Raw genomic sequence first — 14,124 nt, forward strand, 5'->3', positions numbered from 1 at the left:
AATTTATGATTGATAAAAAACAGTTAAAACTTCATTTTAGTAAAAATGCATCAAATTATGATGAATATGCCCACGTGCAAAAGGACATGAAAAATTTTTTAGTGAAATTTATGATGCAAAACAATAAAAATAACACTGAAGTTAAAAACATTTTAGAGATTGGTTGTGGAACGGGTTACTTAACATCTACCTTAATTGATCTTTTTCCGCATTCGCATATAACCGCTGTTGATATTGCGCCAGGAATGATTACTGAAATAAAGTCAAAAATTAAAAATGATTCTGTTGACTTTATTTGTGGTGATTTGGAAGAAATGAATTTTAATAATACTTACGATATTATTATTTCTAATGCCACCTTTCAATGGTTTAATTATATACATGCAACAATAGAAAAATTATATACTCTATTGAATCCAAACGGTATCCTTTGCTTTTCTACATTTGGAGAACATACTTTTTGTGAATTAAATGAATGTTTTAAAAAAGTAAAGGAAGAACTGTCCATAAAGGAATCAATATATTCAGGACAGTCTTTTTATAGTCTTAATGAATTATCTACATTATGCAAAGATGCTACAAAAAATCAGAATATTGATGATGTTTTAGTAGAAGGTAAAGAAAAATTTGAATATGAATATTTCAATAACTGTAATGATTTTTTCACCTCAATAAAAAAAACTGGTGCTAATAATAGTAATAAAAACAATAAATGTACTTCTCTAACTTTTATTAAAAAAGTAATCAAGTATTATAATGAAAATTTTTCTGAAAATAATAAAGTAAAAGCTACTTATCATTGCTTATTCCTTAGAATAATAAAATAGAAGGGTTCTAGAAAATTTACAGTGCATATAGATATTCTATCGGCAATTGCATCTAGTTTTTTTCTCTGATATTGACCCTTTGCTAAATTCATCAAAATCTAAAAGAATATATTAATATTTTAAACATCCCTTACGTTGTAGATTTTTTAGTATATTTAAATTGAATAAACATTCTCATTATGGATTTTAATAAAATTATTGAGAAAAAACATAAAGACGTATAATTAAAAGAAAATATCTCAGCATACGATAAAAAACTTAACGTTAATAATAAAAGCCCTATTATTAAAGAGCTAATTTTATAAGATTTTACAAAACCCTTTTTATTATCAATTTTTGTATTTGTAGTTAAAGCATATCTAAGCATATCAAAATTTGTTTCTGTTCTCGTTAGTCCATACAGAATAATGCACAATCCTACTATAACCATGAACAGTATAAATATATTATTCGTAATAATACCACTCCCTCTTAGTTTCTAATATTATAAGTATTTAATAATAGTAATTGCTTTTAACTAAATTTTGCTTCAACTTTTACTATAAGTATGTCCTTATTCAATTATATAGAATATTAATATAAATTTCAAATATTTAACATAATAATATTACAATAACAAACTTTAATGGTAAAGCTATTGAGAGTACAGATTTTGAAGATAAGGCAGCACTGTTAATGGGCTCAATAAAGTATAAAGTAAATGATGAAAGTTCTACAGCATTTATAGATTTAATACAAAGTGAGTCAAGAATAAACAATGTTAAAGCGGAAAATGCATTACTTTTAGCTAAAGGTATATTAAATGATGATACTTTTAAGAAATCATACCTTAAGGTTGAAAGTGATAAAGCAGCTACATTGATTGCTGATAATAAATATAAGGAAGCTTCAGAGGCTTATGCTACATGTGTTAAGTATGGTATAAATATTGTGAATAATACGGGGTATATTAATGCTCTAAGTAAATATGCAGATTCAGAACTTGTTAACAAAACAAATATATATGATAATGATCCATCTAATTATCATAGTGTGGGTGATATAGACAATGATGGAGTTCTTGAAGTGGCGGTATTTGAGAGAAATTCTTCTTCTGAGGAGTATATACCGAGTAACATCCAATTATTTAAATATACTGATGGAGAATATAGTCTTTTTAGTACAGTGCAAACTACTGCAGAATATTGTATGAGTATAAATATTTCAAAAGCTAAAGATGATATAAATGGTATATATGTTTCAGGTATTGTGGGTGCACATGGCGGATCTCAGTCTCGATGTTTATAAAATGCTAATATCAATTGTAGTGAAACTTATATAAGAGGGGGTATTTAAAATAATGGATGAAAAAAAGGTAGTGCCATTGCATTGTTACCATTAGGGATATTTATGCATTTCTACAAACGGGGTTTTCAGAAGAACTTTTTTTTAGATGATTTCTTTCAAAAAGGCTCATTGATAAATATGGATTTAAAATCGGGAATATTATACAGTCATTAATTTTTGGATTAATGCATGGGATATTTTTTATATCATTAGCAGGTGTTTTAGGTACAATAATTATTATCGCGATTACTGGCACAGTAGGGTGGTTTATGGGTTGGTTTGATGAAAAACAATCAGATGGTTCTATTTTGTCAAGTTGGTTGCTTCATGGCTGTACTAATACTCTTGCAGCAATACTTAATTCCATTTAGAAATATCAACATTCTTGCACTAATTGAAATATAATGGATAATATTTTTTTTAAAGGATGTACTCAATAATTAGGGTGATAGTATAGATTGGAGAGCGTGGATAAAGATGTAAATCATGAATGAAAGTAGTGCATAATCTCAATTAGAAACCTAAAATGGCATAAAAATAGTACAATAAACAAGTATTTTGTTTATTGTTGGTATAAATGTACAATACAAATTTGATGATAACGGGGGGATTTACAAATGAGTTTAGAAACAAAAAAAAATACAAACAAGATCAAACTAAAAGGCATAAAACGATTTAGAAAATGTGTATTTAGAGCATTAATTAGTATAATTGTTATTTTATTAATTGGTTTTTTATACGAAAAGATTGGTGAATACAATGATGCTAAAAAGTATTCTCCAGTAGGAAAAATGATTACTGTAAATAATCATAAAATAAATGTTTACAGTAAAGGTAATGGAAAGGTTACTGTAGTTTTCTCATCTGGATTGTCTACTCCAAGTGCAATTGCAGATATGTACCCTCTCTATAATGAAATTTCAAAATATACTAAAATAGTTGTTTATGACAGACCAGGACATGGTTGGAGTGATGTGACAGATGTTCCAAGAGATACAGATTCTATGGTACAGGAAATGCACATTGCACTAATAGAATCAGGACAAAAAGCTCCATATATATTAGTTGGTCATTCATTTGCATCATTACAACTAATAAGATTTGCACAAATTTATAAAAATGAAGTGTCTGGGTTAGTGCTCATAGATGGTGGTGCTCCTGAGTACTATGACAAAAACAATTTGGTATTTCCAAGCAGTTTAGTATCTAAGTATAAGTTATTAAAGTTAACAGGCATAGCAAGGTTATCTATTTACCATACAAATTATCTTTCAAAAGGTCTTAATTTTCTGCCTAATAACTTTAAACAATTATATTTAGGAATGGCTCTAAAAACTATGTACAATAAAAATATTATTGATGAGGGTAGTATGTCAAGTGCTGGTGCAAAAACTGTTTTAGCAAATGGTCATTTAGGGAATCTACCACTTAGAGTATTTACTTCTGGAATTAACAGTAAAGAAACCGAATGGGAAAATAGTCAAGAAGCGTTAAAAAAATGGTCTACAAATAGTATGCAAATGGTTGTTAAGGGTTCAAACCATGCCATACATCATACTTATCCTAATGTTATTAATAATGAAATAAAAAAATTAATAAAAAATCAGAAGTAGCGTTCACAAACTAGTTTGGTAGAAAAAAGGCATTAAAGATAATTAATATTATGTTGAATGCCCTTTATTCTAAAATATCTTTCTTATTTCCAAACATTGAGATAATCTTTAATAAAGTCTCCTATCGTTCTAGGTTTTCTTTTCAAAAGTAATTCAGCAGTATTAGTAACATGGTTTGCCATGCCTAATTTTGTTGTAAGATATAATATCATCATTACCGTTGCAAACTCCTATTAATGATAAAACTCAAAGTTAATGTAACACAAATGGTAATTGAGTTACATTCACTTTGTGGCTATATGCTAGATGTACAAATAAGTAAAATACCGTAAATATTCATTACAGTTGCAACAATGTTCATATAAAGATGATAATACTAGTAGCATAGTATAGAAGTATGTGCTCCAAATAAATCCCAATCATGAGAAGCAACCATAGCTATATTATCAGTAGATAAATTTTCTGCATTAGCAACATATTGATATATATTTATAAATGATCCTAATATAAATGATCCTAATATATCAGATTTAGTAGCATCTGTTAATTCTTTTCCGAATAGATGTTTTTTGTGTGTGATTAAATTTAATATTTACGATTAAATAAATACTTAAATATGATATAATACAAATAAATTCCATTTATAAATCAGTTTGATATTTAAGGTGGTAATTATAGTGATACAAAAATTATGGTGTTCTACAGAAAATGATGCAATTGAGATTGTAGTCTCAGAGCTTAAGAGTCTATATTTTAGAATTTGTTAAGCGAGTAAGATATGCATTAAGTGAACTTGAAGTCGCTACAAGTGGGATACTGAATATTGTTTTAGAGAGGAATGATATATATGAATACATTTGAACTAGCAAGACTAAAAAAGAGAAATAAGAATTTTGAAAAAAACTACTTATTAGCCGAACAAATGATAGTTGATATAAAATCAGAGCATTTACTTATATTAAAGGGAATGTGTAAAGATGAATCGGTATATAAACATTTAATTGACAAGTTTAATGCTCTCAAATTTGATTTAATGGATTACTGGTTTTATGAGTTTAGTAAGCGTCTTAATATGTCACTTCTTGTTTTAGATTCTATCTATGGGAAAGATGAAGAATCAAGAGAAGATGCAAAGAAGCAGTTTGGCCTAGAACATGAAATATTAACACTTTTAAGTAGGGAACACGGTGTAGAAGATATTAAGTTCGCCAATGAGTATAGAAAAGAAGTAGAATAAAATAGAGACCTCGGAGGTTGCATATCATTCTTGATCCAATGAATTAAAACTCCCATCATTGCTGAGGGTTGTTATTATGAAACTGATAGAAGGAAGTTCACTTGTGAACTTCCTTCTAATATATTTACATATTTAATTTTGAATTAAGTAGAGTATAGTAATTTATTTAGAAGTGAATTTATTGTACCATAATATATCTTCGTACCAATTACATTTTTTTATCTTTGTCACTGTAAGTAATCCCTTTAACAAGTTAAATAGGATATAATGTGTATAAAAGTAAGTGTATGTTAAAACGGAAAAGCTTTATTTGAAATTTTTAATTTTCCTTGTGATTTACTTAATCAGTTTGCATATGATAAAAGGAAAGACGATGATGGAAAAAGAATAGAACAATACATAGAATGATATTTTGAGGGAGATAAAATGAAAATAGCTGTATGTGACGATGAGTCGGTGTTTACAAACCAAATATCTAGTTATCTGGAAAAGTATTATCATAGTCTAGATGTATTAATCGAAACATTTCAATCTGGTGAGGAATTTTTAAAACGGTTTATAGTACATCCAGACCATTATGACCTGATTTTTCTCGATATTGAAATGGGTGGGATAGATGGCGTAAGCACGGCCAGACAGATTAGAAAATGCAACAGACAAGTATTGATTATTTTTCTGACTAGTCATGTGGAATTTGCTGTGGATGGATATGAAGTAGATGCATTTCGATTTCTGCCAAAGCCAATTCAAGAGGTAAAACTGCTTCGGACGTTGACCGATATTCAAACGGAATTGGACAGAAACAAAAAATTACTGATTTCAAAAGGAGATAGAGAAATTTTACTGCGTTATCAGGACATTGTCTTTTTAAAGGCACAGAATATAAATGTTCTGATTCGAACGAAACAAGACAGCTATGTCATCAGAAAGACATTGAATGCATTGGGAAATGAAATTGAGGGCCCTGTATTTTTCTCGCCACACAGGAGCTATGTGATAAATTTAAGTTGTGTTGCTGATTATGATAAAAAAGCAATTACTATGGAAACTGGTGAACGGATTGCACTAAGTAGAAATAAGGTATCCGAGTTTCACACGGCAATGATGACATATGTAAGAATATGTGGAAAATAACAAAAAGGATATGAGAATAAGTATGGATCTATTTGAAAAAATATATAATATAATTTCATATTGCATGATAATTTCTACCATGATATGCATTGCAAAATATATTTATATGGAACCCTGTTTTCAAAAAACAATACATGCAGTGGGTTATTTTGCAATCTGCTTTATAATGGAATGTGCGTTCTCATTTTGCTCAGGAGAACTGGCTGAAGTGAGTCTGCTGTTAATGATCTTTGGTCCCTTTTCTATTATGGTATGCATCACTAGGAAAAGCAAAAGAATACGAGGGATGTTTTTGGTGTTACCTGTATTCGGAATGTCAATAGCATTGTACTTGGTTCCAGCATTTATTATTGTTGCAGTTATGGGCGTTTCCTTTAAAAGTTTTTATGACCAAAAGATTTTTGATGTTATATCGTATGCTTTTGCAATACCTTGCATAATTTTATTGGCGCATAGCCACTATAGATGGAAAATCATGTCGGCGACGGATGTAGAATCAGCAGATGAAGTGAAGTTAAACAAATGGGACAGAACGCTACTAAATGTAAATGGCATGATTATGCTTTTTATCTGTACTTTCGTTGCAGCCATAGAGGATATTAATAATATGGTGGCATATGAGCGATATGTGACTGCTGGTAGTGCATTATTTTTGGTAATGGTAGGAGGATTGGTGATTATGATGGTATTAAAAAGTAATTGCGCCCATTATTATATTGCTTTGTCTAAGGTGAATGAATATTACCTAAGTGCGCAACTGGAACATTTTCATGCTTATCAGGAAACACAACGTGAGACTAGAAGGATTGGTCACGATATGAAAAATCATCTGCTGTGTATTAGAGAATTATATGAGGAGAAAGAATACGGTGAAATGGGCGCATATATTGAAAAATTAAATGATCAGGTGATGAATATTGATAAGGCGTTGTATATTGGAAATGATGTAGCGAATGCCATCATCAATGAAAAGAATATGAGGGCTAAAGCGAATGGAATTTCGATACGTACGGAAGGAAGTTTAGCTGGAATCGAATCAATTACCCCACTTGATATATGTACCATATTTGCAAATGCACTGGATAATTGTTTGGAATCGCTCAAAGAGTCTGAAATTAAAACCCCATTTATTGAGATTTCAGTCCGTAGAGAAAACAAAATGCTTCTTATATCATTCATAAATCCTGTAGATCCCACAAGAGAGGTGAAAAATGTTATAAACCCTGTTACGACAAAGAATGATATGGAAAATCATGGATTTGGATTAGAAAATATAAGGATGACAGCTGAAAAATATAAGGGAGAGATTAACTGTAGTATTATTGACTGGGATAATAATTCTAAGGTTTTTTGTCTTGACGTTATGGTGATAATTTAGAAAAAATTGCATTTCACAACATAATGAATACATACCGCAACAGTATTTCACATAGGTTTTACAAATTTGTTATAATCAATATATAAGCTATTAAGGAGTGGAAAAATGGATATAAATTACGAGGTAATGGATAAGGTCGAGTTGAAAAGTTGTAGACATAAGGCAGAGAAACGGTGGTATAGAAGAATGGTTGTCTTGAATCTTCTGATTATTGTTGGAATTATTGTATATGTTATTAGTACTGCAAAAGCGAATGGAGCATATTTTCAACGGCTGCAAAAGGAATTTATTGCTGCGAATCACGAGATAATGCAAAAAGTAGAGACAGATGCTCCTGCTAAAAAAACAGAAGTTGCAATGGATACTTTTTCTGCAACATTGGAGAAGTTTCCAGATTCTATTATGTATTTGGGATTTATTATTTTTATGATTATTGCACTTCCTTTTATAGTCAGTTATATGTATGCACAGTATAGAAGTATGTCTGTCAAAATTACTGAGAAAAATTTCCCCGAAATATATGCAATTGTGGATGAGTATGCAGCCCGTCTTGGATTGAAAAAGGTTCCAAAGGTTTATCTGATTCAGGGAAATGGTATATTAAATGCATTTGCAGCTTTTATACCATTCAGACAATATATTGAATTGTATGCTGATTTGATTGAAGTAGCTTATCGTGAGCACCATGATATGGAAACCTTAAGATTTTTAATAGGACATGAGATGGCGCATATACGACTTGGACATGCAACGCTCCATTATGCACTAGCTATGTTATTCTCTAATATGATTCCTATCCTTAGTAGCACTGCATCCAGAACAAGAGAGTACAGCTGTGATAGAATTGGACAGAAACTATCAGGTAGTGATGGAATTGAAGCGATGATGGTGCTAACTGCTGGCATTCATCTCTACAAGCAGGTGGATATAGAAGATTATATAGAGAATGCAAAAATGGTAAAAGGAGTTTTCGTATGGAGCTATAATTTGGTAGCTGATCATCCGATTACATCAAAAAGAGTGCTGGCGCTTGCAATGAAGGACGGAAGCGGGAAGTTATATTAGTTACGAAGAAAGGAAGAAAATAGTATGTCACTAGTTGTTATCATAATTATTGCTTTTGCAATTATGTCTTTACTCATGGTTGCTCAATTTATATTGAGCAAGCTTAAAAATTGGGTGTGGGGTGCCATCATACCAATAATTATTATCTTATCTGCTGTATATTCTTTCTTTTTTACAAAGATTAATTTCCAGTTTAGAACTTTCTTGGATTTTGCAATCCCTTTTTTTTGGAGCTTGGAAATATGGGAGACAGGACGCAATAAACTGAAAAAGCAAAAGGAATAAACAATTTAAGGCAGAAGATTATATTAAATCTTCTGCCTTATGTACTTCCTTAAGAGGCCAAATCCATGATTAATCTCTAATTAAAGATATCCGACTTATATTTATAATTTAAATACCTCTATTGTTTCTTGTAATTTAGTGGTAACATCATTCAAGGCATTACTCGTAGATGCAATTTCATTTATAGAACCTAACTCATTTGTAGCTGACTGGGCTACCTTTTTTGAATCTTCATATAAAGAACTAGCAATTCCTGCTGCTTTAAGTCATCTGATATTTTAGTCATTTAAAATATTAAGGTATTCATCAACATAGCTTCATCTGAAGTTATGTTCTTTTTTTTGAGTATTGCAGTTCCCTTAGCTCTTAATTGACCCATATATTCTGTAATCCATGATAATTTATCTATGCTAATTTGTGCTAAATAGAAATTAACAGTATCTGAATCTAAAATTGCACCACTACTAGCTATGTTATGAACTCAATGTGTGAGTTGTTCGGGTCTCCAAAGAATTATTAGATTTGAGTTGTTTAATACATCAGATATATCTGACCTGGTAACGGCACTACTATCGCCATGTCCAATAATACGCGAAGTAGGAAAAGTAGCAGAGGATGATCGGTTTATGAATTACAATATGCTAATGATTCTAAAAATGCAAGTGATACAAGTGAGGCTCTAGTAAATAGTGAAGGTGATATTTATATCCAAACAAGTAAGGGAACGTGGATTAGTAATTCTACTGGCGGTATTTGAAAGAAATTATTCTTCTGAGGAATATATACCTAGTAACATCCAGTTATTTAAATATACTAATGGAGAATATAGTCTTTTTAGTACAGTGCAAACTATTGCAGAACATTGTATGAGTATAAATATTTCAAAAGCTAAAGATGACATAAATGGAGTCTTTGTATCAGGCATTATGGGTATGCACAGCGGATCGCAGTCTCTTTATATAATTAAAGATGGAGAACTTACTCCAGCAATAGATGATATATATTCAATCTATCCTTCTAAAATTAAAGATATTGATGGAGATGGGTTACTAGAACTCTCTTCTTTAAAAAGGGATCCTAATGATCCAGATTCTAGCAATGCAACGTGTTCTAAAATATTAACATGGTATAAATGGGATGGTGCAAGTGGTTTAACTACAGTAGAAAGTGGAGAAGCAAATTAGTGAATCTGCCGCATTTAACCATAGGTACTATCATATTAGCAACTATAATAGGTATTATTTACGGTTCATTTAATATATTTATGGTACTTCAACTTTGTGCAAAAGGTATCGTAGGTATGGAGGAAATATGTATAATATCATTATTTACTTTTGAATATATCAATTAGGGAGCCTATTATCATACCACTAAACGTCCATATAAAAACATTTTCAAGCGAAGCACCTATCATAAGCCCCAAAATCAATCCAATGCATGAAAATTTAGTATTAGAGATATGCTTTTTTTTCTTCGACAAGTATTACACCTCCAATGTAATATAACATTCTACAGTTGCGACTTATAAACTAAAAATATTATATTATTAAACACCATATAATGAGGATGCGTTTTAACTATAAAAATTAATCTTTAAGATTTAATTTAAAGCAATTTAAAACAATTTACAACTAATTATAGCAAATTATAGCAAAATATGATATGATTAATTTGAAAACAAAGTAAGCATTTTATATTATTGTAATATGAAATCAATTATAACAAAAATTAAAAGATATAAGTTCAATAAAAATTAACCCTACAATTTATCGATATATGATGCAAAATATATAAGTGAAATTGACAATGGTGAAATTCATATTTATGTAGGAATACCCTCTAACAAAAACCTCTAACAAAATTTAGTTAGTGTGCATTAATGGTGGCGCATTTGCATTAATTGGGGCTGTAATGGCCGGCGGAGGGGCTTTTACTAAAGCCGCACACAAAACTCCGTGGGTATTTATTAATTTTATGTAAAAATAAACAAACTTAAAAAAATATATGGTAGATGTGTTGGAAAATATATTGGAAAAGCAATTGTAGATTGGTCATGTAACCTTACACCAACAATTTGGAAGTATAACAATACTCATTATGAAAATTTAATTTAGTGATTAACAATACATATAACCAAATGTTTTCGTAAAAAAATTGCTAACTTTCAAGAGTTAGTAATTTTTTTAATTAAAACAAAATCTAAATCAATTTCTATTGTTATTGTGCTCCTAGCTCTGAAATCATTAAAAGCACAACTGACGAAGATATTAAATATCTACAGAAGTGCTTAAATTAGCTTTGTGTATTAAAATATAAAGCTTTATACTATATAACATGTAATTGGTCTTGCATAATGTAATAAAACTATAAAAATATAACATTGTTTATTAGGAGTGTGTGTATATGATAAAAAAAACAGTCCCCTTAATTTTCAGATTATCCTTAATTACAATTGTATTCAATATTTTATTAATTATAGACTTTGTTATTAAGAACTATGCAGGTAATAATGATTTTAGTTCTTTAGTACTAGTCCTCACTTTAGCTTCTGCACAACTAATATTTCTTTGTCGTTCAGTTTATAAAAATCATGTTACAAATGGTAAAAAAAGTATTAAAAAATTAACTAATATAATCTTATTTATTAATTGGTTAGACTTGATGTTTGTAGTTTTTGCTTTTATAGAAGGTATAAATGCACAGCAAAATCCCTTTACCAATATCAATGTGATTATTCCATGGACAATCATTACCGTGGTAGTTATTTCAATAAGATATATTCACTTTAAGCAAGAAAAATAGTTGCAAGGTTTTTATATTTGCAAATAAAATTCAATTAAATAGTAAAGAAAGATAACAAATTTGATTTTATTTTATTATAAATTCAAAAATTGAATACACCAAAGCAAGTATCGCAACCAATAAATGACCTTTAGCAACCTCTTTATTTTTCTTCCGATACTGAATGGCTTGAATTAACATTGACACACCCAACAATGGAACAAATACATCTGTTTCAATTTTCCAAACACCTAAAATCTGCGTACATACAAATATTATTATACTTATAGAACAAACATTGCTAAGTACAGAAAGCACTTTTTCATCTGTCTGTTTTTTACTCCATTGTTTTTTACGCCAGCTACCATTGCTAAGTACAGACAGCACTTTTTCATCTGTTTGTTTTTCACTCCATCTACCTCTCACTTTTCCCATTGTACCTCCAATACGATTAATTATTAATTTATTATATAAGACGTAATAAATTACAAACACGACTAACAATATATATTTAATTATATCATAATTACCATAAATTTAGTATATTTACAATTGTTTTAAAATGGATAATAGCCTCAAAGTGAAAGTAACTCAATTGGTATTGTGTTACTTTCAAAATATTAATATGCGCTTAATAATAAAGTAAGCCCATATCTAGTGATATGGGTTTACATGTGTAAATATATATGATTATGATTAATTCTCTTTTATCAAGTTTATTTATTGAAATCTTTTTTCTGCTGCTTTTATTGCTTCAACACCTGTTTTACATAAAGGATTGATACCTTTAACAATAGTTACTATTACCAATGCTTCTACTAATTCTTCCATTGTTAAACAACCTATAAGTACTTATTTCAAAGTTTACTATTTATCGCTTAAAGAAAATCTTAGCTGGTTTTCTACTTGGAGAAGGCAATTGTACCTTTGGATAACCGACTATTAAGGAACTCACTAAATTGTAGTTAGCAGGTATTTTGTATTTTAACTTAAATTCTTCTGTACCACAGACATGCTCAGCAAATCCAATCCAACAGGTACCTAATTCATATTCCATAGCAGCATTCATAATATTACCAGCTGCTAAAGTGCAGTCATAGACATTCCAGTGCGAGTCAGTATCACCATATATAAGTATTAAACATGGTGCATTATAGAAGGTATTAAACTTTTCATTATTAAGCCAGCTCTCATATTGTTTAAAATATGGGTGTTTTTCAAAATTTTTTAACAAATATTTTTTTGTTTCATCTGATATTTTCTTCATTTCATTTTTATCAGTAATAACTACAAAACCCCAAGATTCATTTCCGGAACCGGTAGCAGCTTTTGTTCCAAGCGCTATTAACTCATCAATTACATCTGATTTTACTTCCTGATCTGTAAACATTCTTATGCTTCTTCTATTATTAATACAATCACAAATATTCATATATATCTCCATTTCTATATTATTTTTATAACTTGTAGCCTTTTATTAAATGATTTCACACATATCCTATTCTATAGGATAGAAAGTTTTTAGGTGAAAAAGAAATACTCAATTATTTACACTATTGTATCACGAAAAAAAATTAATTGCATTTATGTTACATTCAGCTACCCTGTTACTACCCCTAACGCATTCATCTTATTTATCTCACGATATATAAAAGCTAAAGATATCATTGCAGTAAAAAAATCGGATAATGGAACGGATACAAAGATACCAGTAACTTTAAAAAATATTGGAATAATCAGCATTAATGGTATTAAAAATAAACATGGTTTCATTATTGATAAAAATAATGCTGGTTTAGATTCACCGATATACTGAAAGAAACTTGCAACAATTACTTGAACTCCTACCAAAGGGCTCATTATTAGTATTACTCTTAAAATAGGAACAGTTAGTGATATCAAAGCATTATCAGATGTAAAAGCACCTGCAATTTTATTTGTAAAACTAAAAATTATAATTAAAAATCCTAATGAAATCGCAACTGATGTTAAAATACCCAATTTTAAACTTTGTTTTACCCTATGAAATTTCTTAGCACCATAATTAAATCCAATGATTGGTTGAAGCGCTTGTCTAATTCCATATATAGGAACAGTAATAAATGCAAATACACGATTATATATACCAAATGCTGAAAGATATAAATCAGATCCTCCATAAATTCTCAATGAGTTGTTTAATACTATGGAAAGAACTCCATAGCCCAGTTGAGTCATAAATGTTGATAATCCTAAAGAAATTGCTTCCTTCAATAATTTTATATTAATTGTTAAATGTTTAACTTTAACTCCTAAAGTTTTACTATTAAGTCCTATGTATACCAGTAAAAATATAAAGCATATCATTTGGGAAATATCTGTTGCAATGGCAGCTCCTTTTATTCCGTATTTAACCTTAATAGGCGGAATTCTCCCATCCTCTACAGGTGGGGGATGGACAGCCTTTATTATTTTAGGTTAGATACATAAAATAATAAA

General features: G+C 29.6%; 15 protein-coding genes and 1 pseudogene. 10 read left to right on the plus strand and 6 right to left on the minus strand.

Going from position 1 to position 14,124, the window contains the following annotated elements; translation table 11 throughout:
* The first annotated feature begins 5 nt into the window (after window positions 1-5).
* The 4 genes from bioC (at window position 6) to KPL54_RS11250 (ending at window position 3,766) form a co-directional block, all read left to right on the plus strand.
* Window positions 6-827: a malonyl-ACP O-methyltransferase BioC gene (gene bioC / locus KPL54_RS11235; protein WP_216106673.1), complete on the plus strand. Its 822-nt coding sequence runs from the start codon at window positions 6-8 to the stop codon at window positions 825-827.
* Window positions 828-1,502: 675 nt separating this feature from the next.
* The gene (locus tag KPL54_RS11240) at window positions 1,503-2,114 is read left to right on the plus strand and encodes a hypothetical protein (protein ID WP_216106674.1); all 612 of its coding nucleotides are present in this window, start codon (window positions 1,503-1,505) and stop codon (window positions 2,112-2,114) included.
* 167 nt (window positions 2,115-2,281) lie between these two features.
* Window positions 2,282-2,524, plus strand: a complete 243-nt coding sequence (locus KPL54_RS11245) for a CPBP family glutamic-type intramembrane protease (protein WP_326493182.1) — start codon at window positions 2,282-2,284, stop codon at window positions 2,522-2,524.
* 246 nt (window positions 2,525-2,770) lie between these two features.
* Window positions 2,771-3,766, plus strand: coding sequence for an alpha/beta fold hydrolase (locus tag KPL54_RS11250; protein ID WP_216106676.1), 996 nt, complete (start codon window positions 2,771-2,773; stop codon window positions 3,764-3,766).
* An 83-nt stretch (window positions 3,767-3,849) separates the two neighbouring features.
* Here the strand turns inward: KPL54_RS11250 and KPL54_RS26510 are convergent, their stop codons facing one another.
* Window positions 3,850-3,981, minus strand: a complete 132-nt coding sequence (locus tag KPL54_RS26510; protein ID WP_268038288.1) for a hypothetical protein — start codon at window positions 3,979-3,981, stop codon at window positions 3,850-3,852.
* Between the two features lie 632 nt (window positions 3,982-4,613).
* On the opposite strand from KPL54_RS26510, the gene KPL54_RS11255 reads away from it, so the two are divergent.
* The 5 genes from KPL54_RS11255 (at window position 4,614) to KPL54_RS11275 (ending at window position 10,049) form a co-directional block, all read left to right on the plus strand.
* Window positions 4,614-5,003 carry a guanylate-binding protein gene (locus KPL54_RS11255; RefSeq protein WP_216106677.1) on the plus strand — a complete coding sequence of 130 codons (390 nt, stop codon included), beginning with the start codon at window positions 4,614-4,616 and terminating at the stop codon, window positions 5,001-5,003.
* 426 nt (window positions 5,004-5,429) lie between these two features.
* Window positions 5,430-6,137, plus strand: a complete 708-nt coding sequence (locus KPL54_RS11260; protein ID WP_216106678.1) for a LytR/AlgR family response regulator transcription factor — start codon at window positions 5,430-5,432, stop codon at window positions 6,135-6,137.
* 22 nt (window positions 6,138-6,159) lie between these two features.
* Window positions 6,160-7,515, plus strand: coding sequence for a sensor histidine kinase (locus KPL54_RS11265; RefSeq protein ID WP_216106679.1), 1,356 nt, complete (start codon window positions 6,160-6,162; stop codon window positions 7,513-7,515).
* Between the two features lie 105 nt (window positions 7,516-7,620).
* Window positions 7,621-8,580, plus strand: a complete 960-nt coding sequence (locus KPL54_RS11270) for a M48 family metallopeptidase (RefSeq protein ID WP_216106680.1) — start codon at window positions 7,621-7,623, stop codon at window positions 8,578-8,580.
* Window positions 8,581-9,554: 974 nt separating this feature from the next.
* Complete coding sequence (locus KPL54_RS11275; RefSeq protein WP_216106681.1) at window positions 9,555-10,049, plus strand: hypothetical protein; 495 nt, start codon at window positions 9,555-9,557, stop codon at window positions 10,047-10,049.
* A 140-nt stretch (window positions 10,050-10,189) separates the two neighbouring features.
* On the opposite strand, the gene KPL54_RS11280 is transcribed toward KPL54_RS11275, so the two are convergent.
* Complete coding sequence (locus KPL54_RS11280) at window positions 10,190-10,345, minus strand: hypothetical protein (RefSeq protein WP_216106682.1); 156 nt, start codon at window positions 10,343-10,345, stop codon at window positions 10,190-10,192.
* 923 nt (window positions 10,346-11,268) lie between these two features.
* On the opposite strand from KPL54_RS11280, the gene KPL54_RS11285 reads away from it, so the two are divergent.
* Complete coding sequence (locus KPL54_RS11285) at window positions 11,269-11,667, plus strand: hypothetical protein (RefSeq protein ID WP_216106683.1); 399 nt, start codon at window positions 11,269-11,271, stop codon at window positions 11,665-11,667.
* Between the two features lie 66 nt (window positions 11,668-11,733).
* Here the strand turns inward: KPL54_RS11285 and KPL54_RS11290 are convergent, their stop codons facing one another.
* The 4 genes and pseudogenes from KPL54_RS11290 to KPL54_RS11305 form a co-directional block, all read right to left on the minus strand.
* On the minus strand, window positions 11,734-12,081 hold the full coding sequence (locus KPL54_RS11290) for a hypothetical protein (RefSeq protein ID WP_253203434.1): 348 nt from the start codon (window positions 12,079-12,081) through the stop codon (window positions 11,734-11,736).
* 285 nt (window positions 12,082-12,366) lie between these two features.
* Window positions 12,367-12,483 (minus strand): annotated as a pseudogene (locus KPL54_RS26835) (carboxymuconolactone decarboxylase family protein); the annotation flags it as partial.
* Window positions 12,484-12,517: 34 nt separating this feature from the next.
* Window positions 12,518-13,078 (minus strand): nitroreductase, encoded by a 561-nt coding sequence (locus tag KPL54_RS11300; RefSeq protein WP_216106684.1) that lies wholly within the window; start codon window positions 13,076-13,078, stop codon window positions 12,518-12,520.
* A 167-nt stretch (window positions 13,079-13,245) separates the two neighbouring features.
* The gene (locus tag KPL54_RS11305) at window positions 13,246-13,992 is read right to left on the minus strand and encodes an MATE family efflux transporter (protein ID WP_253203435.1); all 747 of its coding nucleotides are present in this window, start codon (window positions 13,990-13,992) and stop codon (window positions 13,246-13,248) included.
* Window positions 13,993-14,124: the final 132 nt, after the last annotated feature.

The organism is Clostridium estertheticum (assembly GCF_018861295.1).
In the GTDB taxonomy this organism is placed as follows: domain Bacteria; phylum Bacillota; class Clostridia; order Clostridiales; family Clostridiaceae; genus Clostridium_AD; species Clostridium_AD estertheticum_D.

What these genes read in the sequence shown, in the direction of transcription:
- bioC (WP_216106673.1), top strand. Translation starts at nt 6, where the DNA reads ATGATTGATAAAAAACAGTTAAAACTTCATTTTAGTAAAAATGCATCA.
- KPL54_RS11240 (WP_216106674.1), top strand. Translation starts at nt 1,503, where the DNA reads ATGGGCTCAATAAAGTATAAAGTAAATGATGAAAGTTCTACAGCATTT.
- KPL54_RS11250 (WP_216106676.1), top strand. Translation starts at nt 2,771, where the DNA reads ATGAGTTTAGAAACAAAAAAAAATACAAACAAGATCAAACTAAAAGGC.
- KPL54_RS26510 (WP_268038288.1), bottom strand. Translation starts at nt 3,981, where the DNA reads ATGATGATATTATATCTTACAACAAAATTAGGCATGGCAAACCATGTT.
- KPL54_RS11255 (WP_216106677.1), top strand. Translation starts at nt 4,614, where the DNA reads ATGAATACATTTGAACTAGCAAGACTAAAAAAGAGAAATAAGAATTTT.
- KPL54_RS11260 (WP_216106678.1), top strand. Translation starts at nt 5,430, where the DNA reads ATGAAAATAGCTGTATGTGACGATGAGTCGGTGTTTACAAACCAAATA.
- KPL54_RS11265 (WP_216106679.1), top strand. Translation starts at nt 6,160, where the DNA reads ATGGATCTATTTGAAAAAATATATAATATAATTTCATATTGCATGATA.
- KPL54_RS11270 (WP_216106680.1), top strand. Translation starts at nt 7,621, where the DNA reads ATGGATATAAATTACGAGGTAATGGATAAGGTCGAGTTGAAAAGTTGT.
- KPL54_RS11285 (WP_216106683.1), top strand. Translation starts at nt 11,269, where the DNA reads ATGATAAAAAAAACAGTCCCCTTAATTTTCAGATTATCCTTAATTACA.
- KPL54_RS11290 (WP_253203434.1), bottom strand. Translation starts at nt 12,081, where the DNA reads ATGGGAAAAGTGAGAGGTAGATGGAGTGAAAAACAAACAGATGAAAAA.
- KPL54_RS11300 (WP_216106684.1), bottom strand. Translation starts at nt 13,078, where the DNA reads ATGAATATTTGTGATTGTATTAATAATAGAAGAAGCATAAGAATGTTT.
- KPL54_RS11305 (WP_253203435.1), bottom strand. Translation starts at nt 13,992, where the DNA reads ATGATATGCTTTATATTTTTACTGGTATACATAGGACTTAATAGTAAA.